Below are 16,062 nucleotides of genomic sequence, written 5' to 3'. Positions count from 1 at the left end.
TTTATTTTTTTGTCAATTTAAATGCTCCACCACCTTGTTTTATAATCATTTGTTTTTCATTCGGCTTAAATTCTAGTTGTATTCCAGCGGCTAAAAACTCAAATTTATCTTTCTCAGTTGCTTCTAGCGGAAATGCTGATTGTCCGGTTGCTTGTGCAAAAAGTTTTAAATTATCTTTTGTAATCGTAATTTTCATGGGAAATCCAGCATCTGAATATTCTCCTAAATAAGGATCTAAGTCTTCGGTTTTGAGTTCGAAATTTTTAAAAGTAGGAATTACAAATGGCTTGTTGAAGTAACTACTTAAAGCGGCGATAATGATATCATTATTGTTGTATGTCTTTCCGTTTGATGTTAAAGCAACGGCAATCTTGTCCTCTGTAAAATAATACAACACAGATCTGAATTCATCAATTCCTCCAGTATGGCCAAATCCTTTTTTATCATAAAACGGAATTTGTAAAATACCCATGCCGTAGTTGTCTTGTAAAGTAATCATTTGTTTTAAACTGCTTTCGTTGATTATTTTATTCGCGAATAAATGGTCAATAAAAATGGTCAAATCAGTCGGATTAGAAACAATTGAACCAGCACCCATTGGGATTGACATATCCGTTTCGGTTTCTTTTATCCATTTTTCTGAAAATTTATAAGAATTAGATTCGTTGTTTTGAATGCTTATTTTATCTCCTACGTAAGTATTTTTTAAGCCTAATGGCTTTGTAATTTTATCTTTTAAAATAGCTGCATATGGTTTTTTGTATGCTTTTTGAAGAATATAACTCAACAAAACATAATTTGAATTGCTATAATTTGCTTTGCTGTTTGGGTCAAAATCACTTTTCCCTTTTGCAATGATTTCAATCATTTGCCCTTCGGATTTCGGTTCGGTATTGTACTTTAAATAGTCTGGATTATTGGTAAAATTATGGATGCCGCTTCTATGGTTTAATAAATTTCCAATCGTTATTTTCGTTGCATTTTCGATTGTTGGGAAATAGATTTCTATAGTTTGATTTAATGCTATTTTCTTTTCTTCAACCGCTTTGAATACTAATGCAGAAGTAAACATTTTTGAAATAGAACCAATTCGGTATTTGGATAAATTAGTTGCTTTTTTATTCGTTTCAATATCTGCTTTTCCAATTGATTTGGAATAAATCAGCGTTCCATTTTGTGAAACGGCTATGCTTCCCATAAACTTATCTTTTGCTTCAAGAATTTGAAATAAACTATCCAGTTTTGCAACGTTCATTTTTTGGGAATATCCAGTGCCAAATAATAAACTGAAAAGCATTGTAATTAAAATTTTCTTTACCATAATTGTTTCAATTGTATTGTTGTAAGGTTTTATAAAATCCTGTGAAATCCCAGTTCATTTTGAAAAGGATAAAAGAATAAGATTTTAGCAATTTTCAAGTAAATATATACGATTAAACTGATATAAAATTATTTTTATAAAAAATAACTTCCTGTAAAAGGATTACAACAACGTTGCTTTTTTTGGAATTATATTTTTCTATTTCAGTTTTGAAAAGAGTTACACAGTTAGGAAAAGTCCGTGTTTTTATGTTTTTATTCGTCCGTAAAAGGGAATTATTTTATGAATTTAAATGCAGAAAAAATTCAAAAATGTTCCTTTTTTATTTAAAACAAGACGAAAGTTTTTAATCGTAAATACCTGATATTCAGTATTTATAATTAAATTTAATGTCTTATTAACCAAAAAAACAAATAAATATGAAAAAATTTTTCTCAATGGTACTGTTGATTGCAGTTTGCATCACTTACGCTCAAAAGAAAACAAACGGGACTATTTATGTGGAGCATCCTGCAATTAATGTTGTTGAAGCCATGACTCAAGCTTATGTCAAGGGAGACGCTGATAAAGTTGCCAGTTTTTTAACAGACGATTTTAAATCATTTAATGGTGTGACTTCTAATAAGGATGATAAAGGATCAAACAAAGCTGCTTTTTTAAACGAGGTCAAGTTTTGGAAAGAGAACATTGATTATTTAAGTATTAAAAAATCAGAAGGTGCTTATCCAGATGCTTTAGAATATAAAGAAGCTGATAATAAAGATGTAGTTTGGGTTCAAACTTGGGAGGATTTAAAAGGAGTGCATAATAAAACAGGAGTTAAAATTGATACGCCGTTGCACCGTTTATTTGTGGTGGATAAGAACAATAAAATCAAGACTATTATTAGGTACAGAAATAGCAGTGTTTTTGATGAAATCGGGCATAGTTTCAACGACAGGGAAAATGGTGCGATTTATAATCATCACGAAAACATTAATAGTGTCAGAAAAATGATTTATGCTTTTGAAAACAAAGACTTTGACAAAGCGTATAGTTTTTATGACGAAAAGGCAACATTCTCGGATATAAATATGCCTGTAGACAAAAGCATCACTCTAGCGGAGCAAAAAGCAAATGATCAAAAGCTTTTTGAAAAATATGATTTGACAAGTATTGACATGGTTGGATATCCAGACTATTTGCATTATGAAATGGGAGATGCAAGAGTGGTACAGTCGTGGTGGAATTTTAGATTAACAAGAAAATCTGATAAAAAGAAAATAGTTTTGCCCATATTTTTCATTGATAATTTTGATGATAAAGGCAAAATAATTTCTGAAATTGCTTACTACAGTGAAAAATTATTAGAATAATTATATCCGTTTTGAAATGGATAACGTCCTAAAATAAGTTGGCACAAAATACAACTTATTTTAGGACGTTTTTATATTCAATGATTTTTTAAAGGGTTTTTCTTTTCAAAACGGAATCCATTGAATAGGTACCGCTTCCTAATAAAAATAGGGCAATATAGCACAGTAAATACATTAATGCAGATTCCATTGTTCCCAGATCATCATTTATATGAACAATAAACACGGCTACTGCCATGGTAATAATTAGCGGAATCAATGCCAGTCTGGTCCATAATCCGATTACAATTAATAAAGAGCATACAACTTCTGCAAAAACAGTCAAAGTCAATGATGCCGGAACACCAATGCCTATTGGGTCACCAAATTCCATTGTGCCATTCAATAACTTCATTAGTTTTGGAATACCATGACTTAGCATCAATAAACCAAGTGTTAATCGTAAAATAAGCGAAGCCCAATCGGTTGCATTAGCAGACCAAGAAGATGGGGAGAACAGTTTTTGAATCATAATTTAAAGTTTTTAGTATTGTGTTCTTACAAACGTAAGATATTTTTGCAAGAATTTGCTGTATGAAATAACTTATTTTAGTGATGGCTCGAAGTTGTTACTGTATTTTATTCTCTCGTTTTAAAGTGAATTTTTCAATGCTAATTACGGCCAAAATTCCAAGCACGTAGGCAAGCAAATCCATCCAGGCGAAAGAATTTCCAAGAACAACTTTAGCAATTTTGTAATGCTCTAATCCTAGTTTTTCAACCATATTAAAATATTGTGCGGTTTCGATAGCAAATGAAAACAGCAACACAAAACTTGCGGCAACCCAAACCGATACGTTTAGGAACGATTTCAGGAAACAATAGAGTAGCATGACCACTAAAAAATCTCCAAAATAAGGTCTTAAAAAGTTGTCATGCACAAACAAAGCGATGACTATTTCCAGGAGAAAAAGTAAAATTGTAAGTATAAAATAGTTGCGATTGAATTGAAACATTTTGGTTGTTTAATTATTTAGTGTTTTACTTTTTATTGCATTCGTTTTTGTTGTTCACTGATTTGTATCGTTTTTTCAAGCCGTGATAGTCTGGTTTTTTCTTGTTTTGCTGTCATTATCCAATGTATCATTACTTTTTTGTAGGAAGGCGCTTGTGCATTAAAAAAGTCCCAGGCTAATGAATTCATTTTAAATTGGCTTTCATAATTTGGATTAAGAATAGCTGGTTCTTTTTCGTGAGAATAAATTCGTGATTTATTTTCTGTACGTAAATCAAATGCTTTTTGCCCTTCAAGAGTCATTAGTCCGGCTTTTGTGAGTTCCTCAACTTTCTGGATGTTGATGGCACTCCAAATACTGCTGCTTCTTCGTGGCGTAAAACGAATGCTGTAACTTTCAATATCAATTGATCTTCGTACACCGTCAATCCAACCAAAGCAAAGTGCTTGATCCACGGATTGCGACCAAGTCATGGAAGGTTTGCCGCTACTCACTTTATAGAAACCAACGAGAAGTTCCGTTTCCTCTTTGTGGTGCTTTTCTAACCATTCTCTAAATGATGCTTGTGTTGCAAAAAAGGTTGGTGTCATTTTTAAATGAAATTTATTAAATATCGCAGAAAAATACAAAAAAAGAGGAATTCAGATTGCCCGTATTTACCACAATCGTTAGCGCAGTTTTGCAAACTGTGCCCAATCCAATTGGCAACTAAAATAAATCTAATAAAATCACGTCTAATTCATTTTCTAATCCTGCATAATTTCTTGCAGAACTGAAATAATAATCTTCCGACATCGTTACAACTTTTTCATTTACAGGATTGTTGTGAATGTAATCAATTTTCTGTTTTATAAATTTATTGCTATATATATGTTCCGCATGATAACCGTTTTGCCAAACTTTATATTGTTGTTCTTGTTTTATATGCTCACAAGCTTTTTTAAAATAATCCAGCATCCATTCTCTTCTGCTTTCTGGTTCTTCAATAATAGTTTGAATAATTTTTTTAGAGGTATATTTTTTAAAATCTCGCACTACATCTGATAAGATAAAACCATTTGTTGCTTTGCAAAGCAAATGAATATGGCTGTGCATAATGCAATATCCATAGATTTCTAAGCCCTTTTGATCTTGACAGTAGTGTAGCGCTTGTATGATGATTTGTTTTTGATTTAATCTTGTAAAAACATCGACCCAACCCATTGTAGTTATCGTAATAAAATATGCATCTTCGGTTGTTGTGGCTTTATACTTTGTAGACATTTTTTGTTATTATTGTATTATTTGCTCACTGTTGTGGGCACAGTTTGCAAAACTGCGCTAACGATCAGTATATCAGCGCGTTCGGATTTGCTAAATCTTCCAAATACAAACCAATTTTTCCATTATGCCAAATTCCCAAATTGCTTGTAGCGTGTGTTAGGCACAGTTATAATCTATTCATATCTATTTCATAGCCTGAGTTTCTTAACTCTCGTGCAATTTTCAAATGCCAAGCTTCTTCATCGTCCATTTTCACATAAACAACACCAGAAATGTCATTAGGTGTTTCTATATCATCTTTAACCAATGCACAAACATTTTCTCGACCAATTTTACCAATTAGAAAGCCGTGTTCAAAAACAACATTTTGTCTTGCACGATTTTTAATATTTGGTTTTTCTTCATTTTTCGCTCCGATATCACAAGGTGTGTACAGCACAATACCAAAACCTACATTTGAGTAAGCCTCAATCTTTTCAATGACTGTCTTGCTGCCGCTTGCTTGTTCGTGAAGTATTATTGGTTTTAAACCCAATTTTTCAATAAATCGTGCAGTTTTTGATTTTGCGGCTTCATCGTGTCCGTGAACAATAAATACTTGTGATTTGTCTAATTGAACAATTTCAGCTTTGGGTAAAGTATTATCTATAAAACTTGTTTTTAATAGATCAGTTTTGGCTCGTAATTTTTTTAGGTTACTTAATTTAGTTTCTATTCTAGATTTAAATTTTTGTAATTCTTGGGCAGGGGTTGCGTTTCTCCCAATTATCCCAATAGAGAAAGATCCTGCATCATCATAGCTTTTTTTGTATTCGTTGTATTCTTTGTTAAAAGCTTGTTTTAAAAATTCAGAATTATAATCTGACCAACTAGAAAAGTCTTCTTTGTTTTTAGCGAAGTTAGCTTGTGTATGAACAGGACGTTTATATAATTCTTCTCCTAATTCAATTCTTTCGTCTAAAGTGTTGTTGAAATTAACTTTGGATAAAATTAATTCTGTTGGTGCATTGTCCAAGGTAATAGGTTGTGCTTTTTTTGCCATATTTCTATTTGTATTCTTTCGTTCAAAATAATTGTGCCTAACTTGTATATATGTATGACAAAATCATATAAAGCATACTCAATTTGGGTAGATATGTATGATTTATATCATACTTTATATTTCTCAAATATATAAAAATAATAGTACAAATTGGAATTTTGGTTTGAAGTTGAAATTGATTTTTGAAATTGCCATTGTAGTTGATTTGCGTGAGGGATAACAGTGGAAATCCTCCCGATTTTTCTTCGGGAGATTATAACGAATAGCCCGACCAAGTCGTAACGCTAGTGAAGGCTTGGGCACGCCCCAAAAAAACATTGGAATTAGGTTCTAAATGCTGTTTTTGAAACCTGAAAAACGTTTTTTCCAAATCTTAAATAAATTTTTAAATTATGTAATTATCTAATTTTCAAATTAACCTATCTTTGCCAGCCGAACAATCGGGTGAAATACGTTACTATGAAGTTTGATTTATTAAAAAAAGATCCGCAGTCCAAAGCCAGAGCGGGAACTGTTACCACTGATCACGGTGTGATTGAAACCCCAATTTTTATGCCTGTAGGAACCGTAGGTTCTGTAAAAGGGGTGCATCAACGCGAATTGAAAGACGATATAAACCCAGATATTATCTTGGGAAATACTTACCATTTATACTTGAGACCACAAACCGAAATCCTGGAGAAAGCAGGAGGTTTGCATAAATTCATGAACTGGGACCGTAATATTTTGACAGATTCCGGAGGTTACCAAGTGTATTCACTTTCGGCCAATCGAAAAATTAAGGAAGAAGGAGTGAAGTTCAAATCGCATATTGACGGTTCGTACCACTTTTTTACACCAGAGAATGTGATGGAAATTCAACGTACCATTGGTGCTGATATTATCATGGCTTTTGATGAGTGTACGCCATATCCTTGTGATTATAACTACGCAAAACGTTCGATGAAAATGACGCATCGCTGGTTAGATCGTTGCATCAATCATTTAGATACGCAGCCTTTTAAATACGGATACGAACAAACGTTTTTCCCAATTGTTCAGGGAAGTTGTTATAAAGATTTACGCCAACAATCAGCGGAATATATTGCGAATTCAAACCAACAAGGAAATGCGATTGGCGGACTTTCAGTAGGGGAACCTGCGGAGGAAATGTATGCCATGACCGAAGTGGTTTGTGAAATTTTACCGGAAGACAAACCGCGTTACCTGATGGGCGTGGGAACTCCGATAAATATTCTAGAAAATATTGCTCTTGGAATCGATATGTTTGATTGTGTGATGCCTACGCGTAACGCCAGAAACGGGATGTTATTTACAGCAAATGGTACAATAAATATCAAAAACAAAAAGTGGGAAGCTGATTTCTCTCCAATTGACGAAATGGGAATCACTTACGTGGATACTGAATATACAAAAGCGTATTTGCGTCATCTTTTTGCTGCCAATGAATATTTAGGGAAACAAATTGCCACGATACACAATCTTGGTTTTTATATGTGGTTGGTTCGTGAAGCCAGAAAACATATCTTAGCGGGCGATTTCAGACCTTGGAAAGAAATGATGGTGAAAAATATGAGCCAACGATTGTAGTAATGTTTAAAGTTTTTTTTAGTTTAAAGTTTAAAACTCTTTGTGTGAATTTGCAACTGTACTAAACCTTAAACTTTTAAACCTTAAACCTTAAACTTTTTTAAATGCTAACAATAATAGACAAATACATCCTAAAAAGATATTTAGCCACATTTGCGGTGATGCTGTTGTTGTTTATCCCCATAGGAATTGTTGTGGATGTATCCGAGAAGATCAATAAGATGCTCGAAAATAAAGTTGCGTTTTTAGAGATTGCGCTCTACTATTACAACTTTACTATTTATTTTGCCAATTCCCTTTTCCCTATATTTTTGTTTTTATCGGTGATTTGGTTTACTTCAAAACTGGCGAATGATACGGAGATTATCGCTATTTTAAGTTCGGGGATTTCATTTACGCGCTTTCTAAGGCCTTATATAATAGGCGCTTCCATTGTTTCCGTTTTTGTATTGCTGATGGGTTTCTTTGTGGTTCCTGCAGCCAGTGAAGGATTCAATAATTTTAGGTATACGTACTTGAAAGGTGGTGGAAAAGAAGCGATGCGTGGCGATAATACTGACGTTTACAGACAAATTAGTGATGATGAGTTTATCTATGTAAACAGTTTTAACGCGGAGTCTAAAACTGCTTTTAGTTTTTCACTTGAAAAGTTTAAAAACGAAAAGTTAGTCCATAAAATTACCGCTACCAGAATCAAATGGAATCTAAAGGACAGCACTTACACCATGTATGATTATACCAAAAGAACGGTGGGTGAACTGAATGATAAGATTGAAAAAGCACCTCAAAAAGACGCTGTTTTTACTTTTGATTTGGAGGATTTAACGCCTGTGGTTTACATTGCAGAAACCTTGAGTCTAGGGAAATTAAATGCCTTTATTAAAAAAGAAAGAGAAAGAGGTTCCTCTAATATCAATGTGTATTTAGTGGTTTTGTATAAAAAATATAGTGTTCCGGTATCGGCATTTATTCTTACCATTATTGCTGTTGCCGTTTCCGCCATGAAGCGAAGAGGAGGAATGGGAACTAATTTAGCCATAGGAATTGCATTGGCTTTTGCCTTTGTATTTTTTGATAAAATCTTTGGCGTATTGGCCGAAAAATCGAGTATTCCACCCATGTTAGCCGTTTGGTTGCCTAATATTGCTTTTGGAATTTTAGCCATTTATTTGTTACGTAATGCAAAACGATAAATTAAAGAGTTACTTAAATCTTCATTTAATAGTTTTTATATGGGGTTTTACCGCCATTTTAGGAGCTTTAATCACTATTACGGCCGATGCTTTAGTTTGGTATCGCATGTTTTTTGCAGGGCTGTTTTTAGCTTTGTTTATTGCATTCAAAAAGATATCATTTAAAATCCCTTTAAAATCCTTCTTGAAATTGATTTTTGTGGGATTGCTGATTGCTTTGCATTGGATTTTTTTCTTCAAAGCGATTCATGTTTCTAATGTATCCATTACACTATCCGTTTTTTCGCTGGGAGCGTTTTTTGCTTCCATTTTAGAGCCTGTTTTTTATGGTCGAAAAGTATTGTGGTACGAAGTGTTTTTTGGTCTTATTATTATTGCTGGTCTGGCATTGATTATGAAAGTCGAAATTAACTATTTGGATGGAATGCTATATGCCTTGGCATCGATCATATTAGGTGTTTTGTTTACGCTGATGAATGGAAAATTGATAGAAAAACACGAACCTCCAGTAATTGCTTTTTACGAATTTCTGGCAGGTGTTTTCTTTATTACGATTTACTTTTTGTTCCAACAAAAATTCACTGCGGACTTCTTTATACTGACAGCTAATAATTGGGTTTTAATACTGATTTTGGCTTCTATTTGTACGGCTTATGCGTTTACCGCTTCTGTAAAAGTAATGCGAAAACTAACGCCCTACACTGTAATGCTGACTACAAATTTAGAGCCGGTTTACGGGATTGTTTTGGCCTATTTTATCCTTGGCGGAAAAGAGAAAATGAGCTTTGAATTTTACATCGGAGCATTAATAATTGTAATCACCGTAATCCTGAACGGGGTTATAAAACACTATCAAAAGGACAAATAATAATAACTTTCTCAACGTTTTGAGAAGCAAACTTTTACACATAAATATAAAATTTACCTTTTTGAACGATTTAAAATTTTATATTTGCGGTTCCAAATAAAAACAAAAACGCAAAAATCCTATGGAATATTTAGATTTTGAGCTTCCAATAAAAGAACTAGAAGAACAGTTAGACAAATGTCTTATTATTGGTCAAGAATCGGATGTTGATGTAACGAATACTTGCAAACAAATCAACAAAAAGTTAGAAGAGACTAAAAGACATATTTATAAAAACTTGACAGCTTGGCAACGTGTCCAACTATCTAGGCACCCAAGTCGTCCTTATACAATGGATCACGTGCGTGCTTTATGCGGTGATACTTTCTTGGAGCTTTTTGGCGACAGAGGTTTTAAAGATGACAAAGCCATGATTGGCGGTTTAGGTAAAATTGATGGACAGTCATTTATGATTGTTGGTCAACAAAAAGGATTTAACACTAAGACACGTCAGTTCCGTAATTTCGGTATGGCAAATCCTGAAGGATATAGAAAAGCATTGCGATTGATGAAAATGGCAGAGAAATTCGGTATTCCTGTTTTGACTTTGATTGACACTCCGGGAGCTTATCCGGGATTGGAAGCAGAGGAACGTGGACAAGGTGAAGCTATTGCCAGAAACATATTTGAAATGATTCGTCTTAAAGTACCTATTATCACAGTAATTGTTGGTGAAGGAGCTTCTGGAGGAGCATTAGGAATAGGTGTGGGTGACAAAGTGTACATGATGGAAAACACGTGGTATTCTGTTATTTCACCAGAATCTTGTTCGTCTATTTTATGGAAAAGCTGGGAATACAAAGAACAAGCTGCCGAAGCATTAAAATTGACTTCTGCTGACATGAAAAAACAAAAATTAGTGGATGATATCATTCCGGAACCTTTAGGTGGAGCACACTATGATAGAGAGACTGCTTTCAAAACAGTGGAGCAATATATCATGAAAGGATTTAATGAATTGAAAGACTTATCAACAGAAGAATTAATAGCCCAAAGAATGGATAAATACTGTAAAATGGGCGAATATAAAGAGTAAAATCTTACAAATTAATCTTTAATCCGAAGCCTTACCGTTTCGGATTTTTTTTTGGTTATAAACAAAAAATAGTTACTTATAAACAATTATTTGTAACAACTCAATGACAATAATTTTTTAATTTTTGCTACTTTCGCTCTATGGAAAACTTCAGAAATATAAACCCTGTAAAGGTGGATAAAACAACAATTATAAGCTTAGAAAAAGGGAAATTGCCTCCTCAGGTTCTCGATTTAGAAGAGGCGGTGCTGGGTGCCATGATGATTGATAAAAAAGGGGTTGATGATGTGATTGACATTTTACAGCCTGATGCTTTTTACAAAGATGCACACAAACATATTTTTGAGGCTATCGTTCAGCTGTTTACAGAAACACAGCCTATTGACTTATTAACCGTTTCAGCCCAGCTTAAGAAAAATGCAAAATTAGATCTAGCAGGCGGTGATTTTTACTTAATTCAACTAACGCAGAAGATTTCCTCTTCGGCACACATAGAATTTCACTCCAGAATCATTTTACAAAAATTTATTCAGCGTAGTTTGATTCGAATATCTTCAGAAATCATCGAAGAATCCTATGATGAAACAACAGATGTTTTTGATTTATTGGACAGAGCTGAATCTAAATTATACGAAGTAACACAAGGGAATATTAAACGTAGTTCTGAAACTGCCCAAAGTTTAGTATTGCAAGCCAAGAAAAGAATCGAGGAAATTGCAGGTCAGGAAGGATTGAGTGGGGTTGCAACAGGTTTCGATAAATTAGATAAGATTACCTCAGGCTGGCAACCTAGTGATTTAATTATTATTGCAGCGAGGCCAGCGATGGGTAAGACCGCATTTGTATTATCGATGGCACGAAATATGGCGATTGATTTTGGAATGCCAGTTGCTTTGTTTTCTCTTGAGATGGCATCTGTTCAGTTGATTACCCGTTTGATTTCCTCTGAGACTGGTTTGTCATCGGAGAAATTGCGTACTGGAAAACTGGAAAAACACGAATGGGAACAACTGAGTACTAAAGTTAAAAATTTAGAAAAAGCACCTTTGTTTATTGATGATACGCCTTCCTTGTCTATTTTCGATTTGAGGGCTAAAGCAAGACGTTTGGTTTCACAGCACGGTATCCGAATTATTATTGTCGATTATTTGCAATTGATGACAGCAGGTGGAAACGGAAAAGGTGGAGGAAATAGAGAGCAGGAGATTTCTACGATTTCCCGAAACTTAAAAGCATTGGCAAAGGAATTAAATGTTCCGGTTATTGCGCTTTCTCAATTATCGCGTGCGGTAGAAACCCGTGGTTCTAGTAAAAGACCTTTACTTTCTGACCTTCGTGAATCTGGGGCGATTGAGCAAGATGCTGATATTGTATCGTTTCTATACCGCCCTGAATATTACAAAATTGATGAGTGGGATGATGATGAAGCTTCACCAACTGCAGGTCAGGCGGAAATAATGATTGCAAAACACCGTAATGGTAGTATAGAAAACGTTCGATTGAAGTTTATTGGACATTTAGGGAAGTTTGATAATCTGGAAGATTTTAGTGGTGGCTATGATGATTTACCATCGAGTATGAACCAAGAAGATAATCCTTTTATAACTAAAAATCTTCCTTCAGCTAATGAAGCTTTTGGAAGTAATTTGAATGATTTAGATGATGATAGTGATGTTCCGTTTTAGAAAATGAAACAAGTAAAATATTATTTTTAAAATATATAATTAAAAAGCCTCAATCATTTATCTGATTCAGGTTTTTTAATTTTGCAATAGATGGGATGTATTTTGTTAAAACAATAAAAAGTAGTAGCTTGCTAAAGATTTTTAATTTTAAAAATATAGTTGACTAAAACCTAAAGCCCATGTCACAAGAAACTATTCCTGAAAACCATAAACAAACAAAAACTGTAAATGCAATTCCTCTAAAAACTGCACAAAGATGGGCCAAACGCTGGTCTAAAAAAGAAGGCGGTTACAACAAACATCATACTATTAATGCTTTTTTGATTCCAAAAGTAGATTTACTCGAAGTATTAGCTGAGGGCGTTGATGCCGTTAGAGCTTACATTGGGGTAGATGATAATAATATTGAAAAATTAATGATCGTAGGTACAAAATATGATCCTGTAACTAAAATTTATGTAGATATGATCACTGTTGGGGTTGGGAATGCTTCAGCCGAGCAAGATGATATTTATGATTTTACAAGACCTTGTCCAACTGACTGCGACCCTTCAAGTCCTTTATTAACTTAATATTTAATGAATCAAATATTAGCATACATAGGATATTTGATATTATTATTGAATTTACTCCTTTTTTTTATAAGATTTTCCGATCAAGGAAAAGCTTATAAAATATTTACTTTGTATTTAGGATTGGTTTTTGTCGTCCAAATTTTGGCTGAAATTTTAATTCAACAAAAAAGAAACAATTTATTTCTTTCGCACTTTTATTTTATTGGACAGTTTGTGGCCTTGAGTATTTTTTACTTAACCATATTGAAGAAAGTAGATTTACAAAAGAAGATTGTAAAAGGAGGCTTAATTTCAGGATTGTTGTTTTTGGGGATTCAATTTGTTAATGATAACACTTTATTTTTTAAGTTCAATTTATTTGAAATTGTAATCACTTCTTTTTTATTGATTGTGTTTGCGAGTTTTCATTTTTATAATCTGTTGAATGAAAAAAAAGAATTCTATTACATTAATATGGGAATTCTGATTTATTTATTTGGCAGTACTATTTTGTTTTTGGTTGGAAATCTAATGACCTCTTTAAGTCCTAAAATAAATAAAATACCCTGGATTTTGAATAGCTTTTTGTACATTATTTATCAACTGTTTATACTGATAGAATGGAAAAAAAATTTTTCTAAAAAGTCAATTGATACTGCTTTATGAAAGTAAACACACTACAAGAAAGTGAAATAATTGAAATCATAATATATAGTTGTGTCGCTTTTCTCTTAATGGGATTGGTTTTAGTCTTATTTTTCTATTTTTCAAGAAAGAAAATTATTCAAAAGGAATTAGAAAAAAAAGACTTAGAAATTCAGTATCAGAAAGAACTTTTAAGTGCTGTGATTATTACTCAGGAAGAGGAGCGTAAGCGCATTGCTCAAGATTTGCATGACGATATTAGTTCTAAATTGAACATAGTTTCTTTGAACAGTCATTTGCTTACCACTTCTAATTTAACTGAAAATGAGGTGGTTGAAATTACAACCAATATCATTAGTCTTACGACCAAAGCACTAGATAATTCAAGGAAAATTGCACACGGCCTGCTGCCTCCCGTTTTAGATAAATTTGGGCTTCATGCAGGTGTTGAGGAATTATGTTTGGAATTCAGTAGTTCCAAAGCCGTAAAAGTAAATTATGAGAATAAAACGGCGTTTGATATTACTGACAATGATAAACATTTACATGTATTTAGAATTCTACAAGAGCTGATGAATAATTCGCTGCGTCATGGAAAAGCATCCTTTATTTCGATTGTTTTTGAAAATAAGAATGAAAAGAATTGGTGTTTTTACACGGATGACGGAATTGGTTTTGAAATCAAAAACAATGAAAATCAGAAAGGTTTGGGTATGAAAAATATAGAAAGTAGAATCGCTTTTTTAAACAGTAAAATGATCTTGGAATCATCGATAAACAAAGGTATCTCAGTAGTTTTTAATTTTTAAGTAATGAATGAAACTATAAGAATAATAGTAGTTGATGATGAGATTCTTTTTAGAAAAGGAATCTCTTTTTTATTGGGACGCGAAACAAATATTGAGATTATTTTTGAAGCTTCTAATGGAGATGAATTGATTTCTTTTCTCCAAAACAATAAAAATAATCACCCTGATATAATCATTATGGATTTAAAAATGCCAATAATAAATGGAGTCGAGGCAACTAAGATTATTAGAAAGGAATTTCCGGAACTTAAAATCATTGCGCTTACCAGTTATGATTCAAAATCTTTTATTGCTAATATGATTGATGTAGGAGCTGTTTCGTATCTTATAAAGAATACAACACCACAAGAATTACTGACTACAATTAAAGAAGTCGCCTCAAAGGGATTTTATTATACGGATTATGTGATGAAAATAATTCAGGCCGATGTACTGACAAATAAGAAGACAAAAAGTAATTTTGATAACAACTTTCTTAGTCCACGTGAGATTGAAGTACTCAAACTTATTTGCTTTCAAAAAAGTACAGTGGAAATTGCTGAACAACTTTTTATAAGTCCAAGAACTGTAGAAGGGCATAGAAATAATTTGTTGCTAAAAACCGAATCCAGAAACATTGCAGGACTAGTGGTTTATGCAGTTCAGAATGATTTGATGTTGCTGAATGATTAGTTCTTTATAAGAAATGACCAAGTTGATTTCTTTTTTTGAATGTCTGATTCAAGAAATTCTCAGTAAATTTCCTGCTCTTTTCTAGGTTTTAAATCGGAGTTTGTATTCCTTTAAATCTCTTTCGAAAATTGTTTCCAATAATTGTTTTACGGAATTTTTCCCACCAAAATCTCTCAAATATGACAATAAAAAATCAGAAGCTCTAATTATTTTAGACTCGTTGTCAAATTCAGTTTCCAAATGAATAAAATCTTTGGTAACTATAGTCAGTTGTTTATCAATTTCTTCATAATCGAAATAATCAATAGTTTTTTTCTCTAAACAGATACTTCTCAGTGCAAAATGAATTCTGTAATCGACTTTGCTTACAGCTAAGGTTTTTATAAAATGAGAGTAGAATGGATTTGTAATATATCCAAAACCAATTTTAAATTTGTATTTTCTTAAAATACCATGCTCAATATCATTTAGTGAAAATACTGCACGTGCAATTTTGATTCTTTTCAGATTAAAAATTTCTTTTCCTTGTTTAGCTTCTGTTAAGTTGATGAGGTAAAAAGCATTATAAATATTTATCCAAAAAGTTTTTTTCAAATCATCTGTATTTAAACTTTTTTCAAGTTTTACTTTTCTGATGTAAAAAAGTTGTCTTCGCAATGCTATAGTATCTTTCCCTGATTTTGCAACAGAGAGAATCTCTTCAGATAAAGTTGTGTAATAATTTTTCACAATAATTGGTATTGTATTTATAGCTTTTCAGGAATATTAATTAAAAATAAGATGATAACACAAGACATAGAAGGTAATGATAAGTATTATTAAAAATACTATTGCAACATTTTTTATAAGATTCTTAATAGTGACAGGTCTATTTTTTTCGGTTGGATTCATTGTTAAATTTTTCATCTTCATTGATTATAGGATATCTGCGAATTTAGGAATAGGAAATTGTTTGGCTATGCGTATTTTTACGTGTTTTGTCTATAAACTTATTT

17 protein-coding genes are annotated in these 16,062 nt (G+C 32.7%); 10 read left to right on the top strand and 7 right to left on the bottom strand.

From position 1 onward, the window contains the following. Window position 1 precedes the first annotated feature (1 nt). The gene (locus tag QLS65_RS14585) at window positions 2-1,321 is read right to left on the bottom strand and encodes a serine hydrolase domain-containing protein (RefSeq protein WP_282718498.1); all 1,320 of its coding nucleotides are present in this window, start codon (window positions 1,319-1,321) and stop codon (window positions 2-4) included. Window positions 1,322-1,740: 419 nt separating this feature from the next. On the opposite strand from QLS65_RS14585, the gene QLS65_RS14580 reads away from it, so the two are divergent. Further along, on the top strand, window positions 1,741-2,676 hold the full coding sequence (locus QLS65_RS14580; RefSeq protein WP_282718497.1) for a nuclear transport factor 2 family protein: 936 nt from the start codon (window positions 1,741-1,743) through the stop codon (window positions 2,674-2,676). 88 nt (window positions 2,677-2,764) lie between these two features. Here QLS65_RS14580 and QLS65_RS14575 read toward each other — a convergent pair whose 3' ends face one another. The 5 genes from QLS65_RS14575 to QLS65_RS14555 form a co-directional block, all read right to left on the bottom strand. Next, window positions 2,765-3,187 carry a DoxX family protein gene (locus QLS65_RS14575; protein WP_282718496.1) on the bottom strand — a complete coding sequence of 141 codons (423 nt, stop codon included), beginning with the start codon at window positions 3,185-3,187 and terminating at the stop codon, window positions 2,765-2,767. A gap of 97 nt (window positions 3,188-3,284) precedes the next feature. Next, window positions 3,285-3,671: a ribosomal maturation YjgA family protein gene (locus tag QLS65_RS14570; protein ID WP_282718495.1), complete on the bottom strand. Its 387-nt coding sequence runs from the start codon at window positions 3,669-3,671 to the stop codon at window positions 3,285-3,287. A 32-nt stretch (window positions 3,672-3,703) separates the two neighbouring features. Continuing rightward, a complete protein-coding gene (locus QLS65_RS14565; protein ID WP_282718494.1) occupies window positions 3,704-4,261 on the bottom strand; it encodes a YdeI/OmpD-associated family protein in 558 nt (185 codons plus the stop codon). A gap of 118 nt (window positions 4,262-4,379) precedes the next feature. Further along, window positions 4,380-4,934 (bottom strand): REP-associated tyrosine transposase, encoded by a 555-nt coding sequence (locus QLS65_RS14560; protein WP_282718493.1) that lies wholly within the window; start codon window positions 4,932-4,934, stop codon window positions 4,380-4,382. Between the two features lie 166 nt (window positions 4,935-5,100). Further along, window positions 5,101-5,976 carry a TIR domain-containing protein gene (locus QLS65_RS14555; protein WP_282718492.1) on the bottom strand — a complete coding sequence of 292 codons (876 nt, stop codon included), beginning with the start codon at window positions 5,974-5,976 and terminating at the stop codon, window positions 5,101-5,103. Between the two features lie 459 nt (window positions 5,977-6,435). On the opposite strand from QLS65_RS14555, the gene tgt reads away from it, so the two are divergent. From tgt to QLS65_RS14510, 9 genes are all read left to right on the top strand, one after another. Beyond that, window positions 6,436-7,566 carry a tRNA guanosine(34) transglycosylase Tgt gene (tgt, locus tag QLS65_RS14550; RefSeq protein ID WP_282718491.1) on the top strand — a complete coding sequence of 377 codons (1,131 nt, stop codon included), beginning with the start codon at window positions 6,436-6,438 and terminating at the stop codon, window positions 7,564-7,566. 104 nt (window positions 7,567-7,670) lie between these two features. After that, window positions 7,671-8,759 carry an LptF/LptG family permease gene (locus tag QLS65_RS14545; RefSeq protein WP_282718490.1) on the top strand — a complete coding sequence of 363 codons (1,089 nt, stop codon included), beginning with the start codon at window positions 7,671-7,673 and terminating at the stop codon, window positions 8,757-8,759. Continuing rightward, entirely contained in the window at window positions 8,746-9,627 is an 882-nt protein-coding gene (locus QLS65_RS14540) for a DMT family transporter (protein ID WP_099716028.1), read from the top strand. The genes QLS65_RS14545 and QLS65_RS14540 overlap by 14 nt, the downstream gene beginning before the upstream one ends. Window positions 9,628-9,748: 121 nt before the next feature. Further along, the gene (locus QLS65_RS14535; RefSeq protein ID WP_099716027.1) at window positions 9,749-10,702 is read left to right on the top strand and encodes an acetyl-CoA carboxylase carboxyltransferase subunit alpha; all 954 of its coding nucleotides are present in this window, start codon (window positions 9,749-9,751) and stop codon (window positions 10,700-10,702) included. A 140-nt stretch (window positions 10,703-10,842) separates the two neighbouring features. Next, window positions 10,843-12,387, top strand: a complete 1,545-nt coding sequence (gene dnaB, locus QLS65_RS14530) for a replicative DNA helicase (RefSeq protein WP_282711325.1) — start codon at window positions 10,843-10,845, stop codon at window positions 12,385-12,387. A 179-nt stretch (window positions 12,388-12,566) separates the two neighbouring features. Continuing rightward, entirely contained in the window at window positions 12,567-12,959 is a 393-nt protein-coding gene (locus QLS65_RS14525; protein ID WP_282718489.1) for a hypothetical protein, read from the top strand. Window positions 12,960-12,965: 6 nt separating this feature from the next. Further along, window positions 12,966-13,607 carry a hypothetical protein gene (locus tag QLS65_RS14520; RefSeq protein ID WP_282718488.1) on the top strand — a complete coding sequence of 214 codons (642 nt, stop codon included), beginning with the start codon at window positions 12,966-12,968 and terminating at the stop codon, window positions 13,605-13,607. Next, window positions 13,604-14,395, top strand: coding sequence for a sensor histidine kinase (locus tag QLS65_RS14515; RefSeq protein ID WP_282711319.1), 792 nt, complete (start codon window positions 13,604-13,606; stop codon window positions 14,393-14,395). The genes QLS65_RS14520 and QLS65_RS14515 overlap by 4 nt, the downstream gene beginning before the upstream one ends. A gap of 3 nt (window positions 14,396-14,398) precedes the next feature. After that, window positions 14,399-15,067 carry a response regulator transcription factor gene (locus tag QLS65_RS14510; RefSeq protein ID WP_282711317.1) on the top strand — a complete coding sequence of 223 codons (669 nt, stop codon included), beginning with the start codon at window positions 14,399-14,401 and terminating at the stop codon, window positions 15,065-15,067. Between the two features lie 81 nt (window positions 15,068-15,148). Here the strand turns inward: QLS65_RS14510 and QLS65_RS14505 are convergent, their stop codons facing one another. Beyond that, complete coding sequence (locus QLS65_RS14505) at window positions 15,149-15,796, bottom strand: DUF547 domain-containing protein (protein WP_282718487.1); 648 nt, start codon at window positions 15,794-15,796, stop codon at window positions 15,149-15,151. Between the last annotated feature and the right edge of the window lie 266 nt (window positions 15,797-16,062).

This window comes from Flavobacterium algoritolerans, assembly GCF_030010385.1.
GTDB lineage: Bacteria > Bacteroidota > Bacteroidia > Flavobacteriales > Flavobacteriaceae > Flavobacterium > Flavobacterium algoritolerans.
This window is presented reverse-complemented; position numbering and strand designations above follow the sequence as displayed.

Bases quoted from the DNA above. Each gene is read 5' to 3' on its own strand.
- QLS65_RS14585 (WP_282718498.1), bottom strand. From the start codon at position 1,321: ATGGTAAAGAAAATTTTAATTACAATGCTTTTCAGTTTATTATTTGGC.
- QLS65_RS14580 (WP_282718497.1), top strand. From the start codon at position 1,741: ATGAAAAAATTTTTCTCAATGGTACTGTTGATTGCAGTTTGCATCACT.
- QLS65_RS14575 (WP_282718496.1), bottom strand. From the start codon at position 3,187: ATGATTCAAAAACTGTTCTCCCCATCTTCTTGGTCTGCTAATGCAACC.
- QLS65_RS14570 (WP_282718495.1), bottom strand. From the start codon at position 3,671: ATGTTTCAATTCAATCGCAACTATTTTATACTTACAATTTTACTTTTT.
- QLS65_RS14565 (WP_282718494.1), bottom strand. From the start codon at position 4,261: ATGACACCAACCTTTTTTGCAACACAAGCATCATTTAGAGAATGGTTA.
- QLS65_RS14560 (WP_282718493.1), bottom strand. From the start codon at position 4,934: ATGTCTACAAAGTATAAAGCCACAACAACCGAAGATGCATATTTTATT.
- QLS65_RS14555 (WP_282718492.1), bottom strand. From the start codon at position 5,976: ATGGCAAAAAAAGCACAACCTATTACCTTGGACAATGCACCAACAGAA.
- tgt (WP_282718491.1), top strand. From the start codon at position 6,436: ATGAAGTTTGATTTATTAAAAAAAGATCCGCAGTCCAAAGCCAGAGCG.
- QLS65_RS14545 (WP_282718490.1), top strand. From the start codon at position 7,671: ATGCTAACAATAATAGACAAATACATCCTAAAAAGATATTTAGCCACA.
- QLS65_RS14540 (WP_099716028.1), top strand. From the start codon at position 8,746: ATGCAAAACGATAAATTAAAGAGTTACTTAAATCTTCATTTAATAGTT.
- QLS65_RS14535 (WP_099716027.1), top strand. From the start codon at position 9,749: ATGGAATATTTAGATTTTGAGCTTCCAATAAAAGAACTAGAAGAACAG.
- dnaB (WP_282711325.1), top strand. From the start codon at position 10,843: ATGGAAAACTTCAGAAATATAAACCCTGTAAAGGTGGATAAAACAACA.
- QLS65_RS14525 (WP_282718489.1), top strand. From the start codon at position 12,567: ATGTCACAAGAAACTATTCCTGAAAACCATAAACAAACAAAAACTGTA.
- QLS65_RS14520 (WP_282718488.1), top strand. From the start codon at position 12,966: ATGAATCAAATATTAGCATACATAGGATATTTGATATTATTATTGAAT.
- QLS65_RS14515 (WP_282711319.1), top strand. From the start codon at position 13,604: ATGAAAGTAAACACACTACAAGAAAGTGAAATAATTGAAATCATAATA.
- QLS65_RS14510 (WP_282711317.1), top strand. From the start codon at position 14,399: ATGAATGAAACTATAAGAATAATAGTAGTTGATGATGAGATTCTTTTT.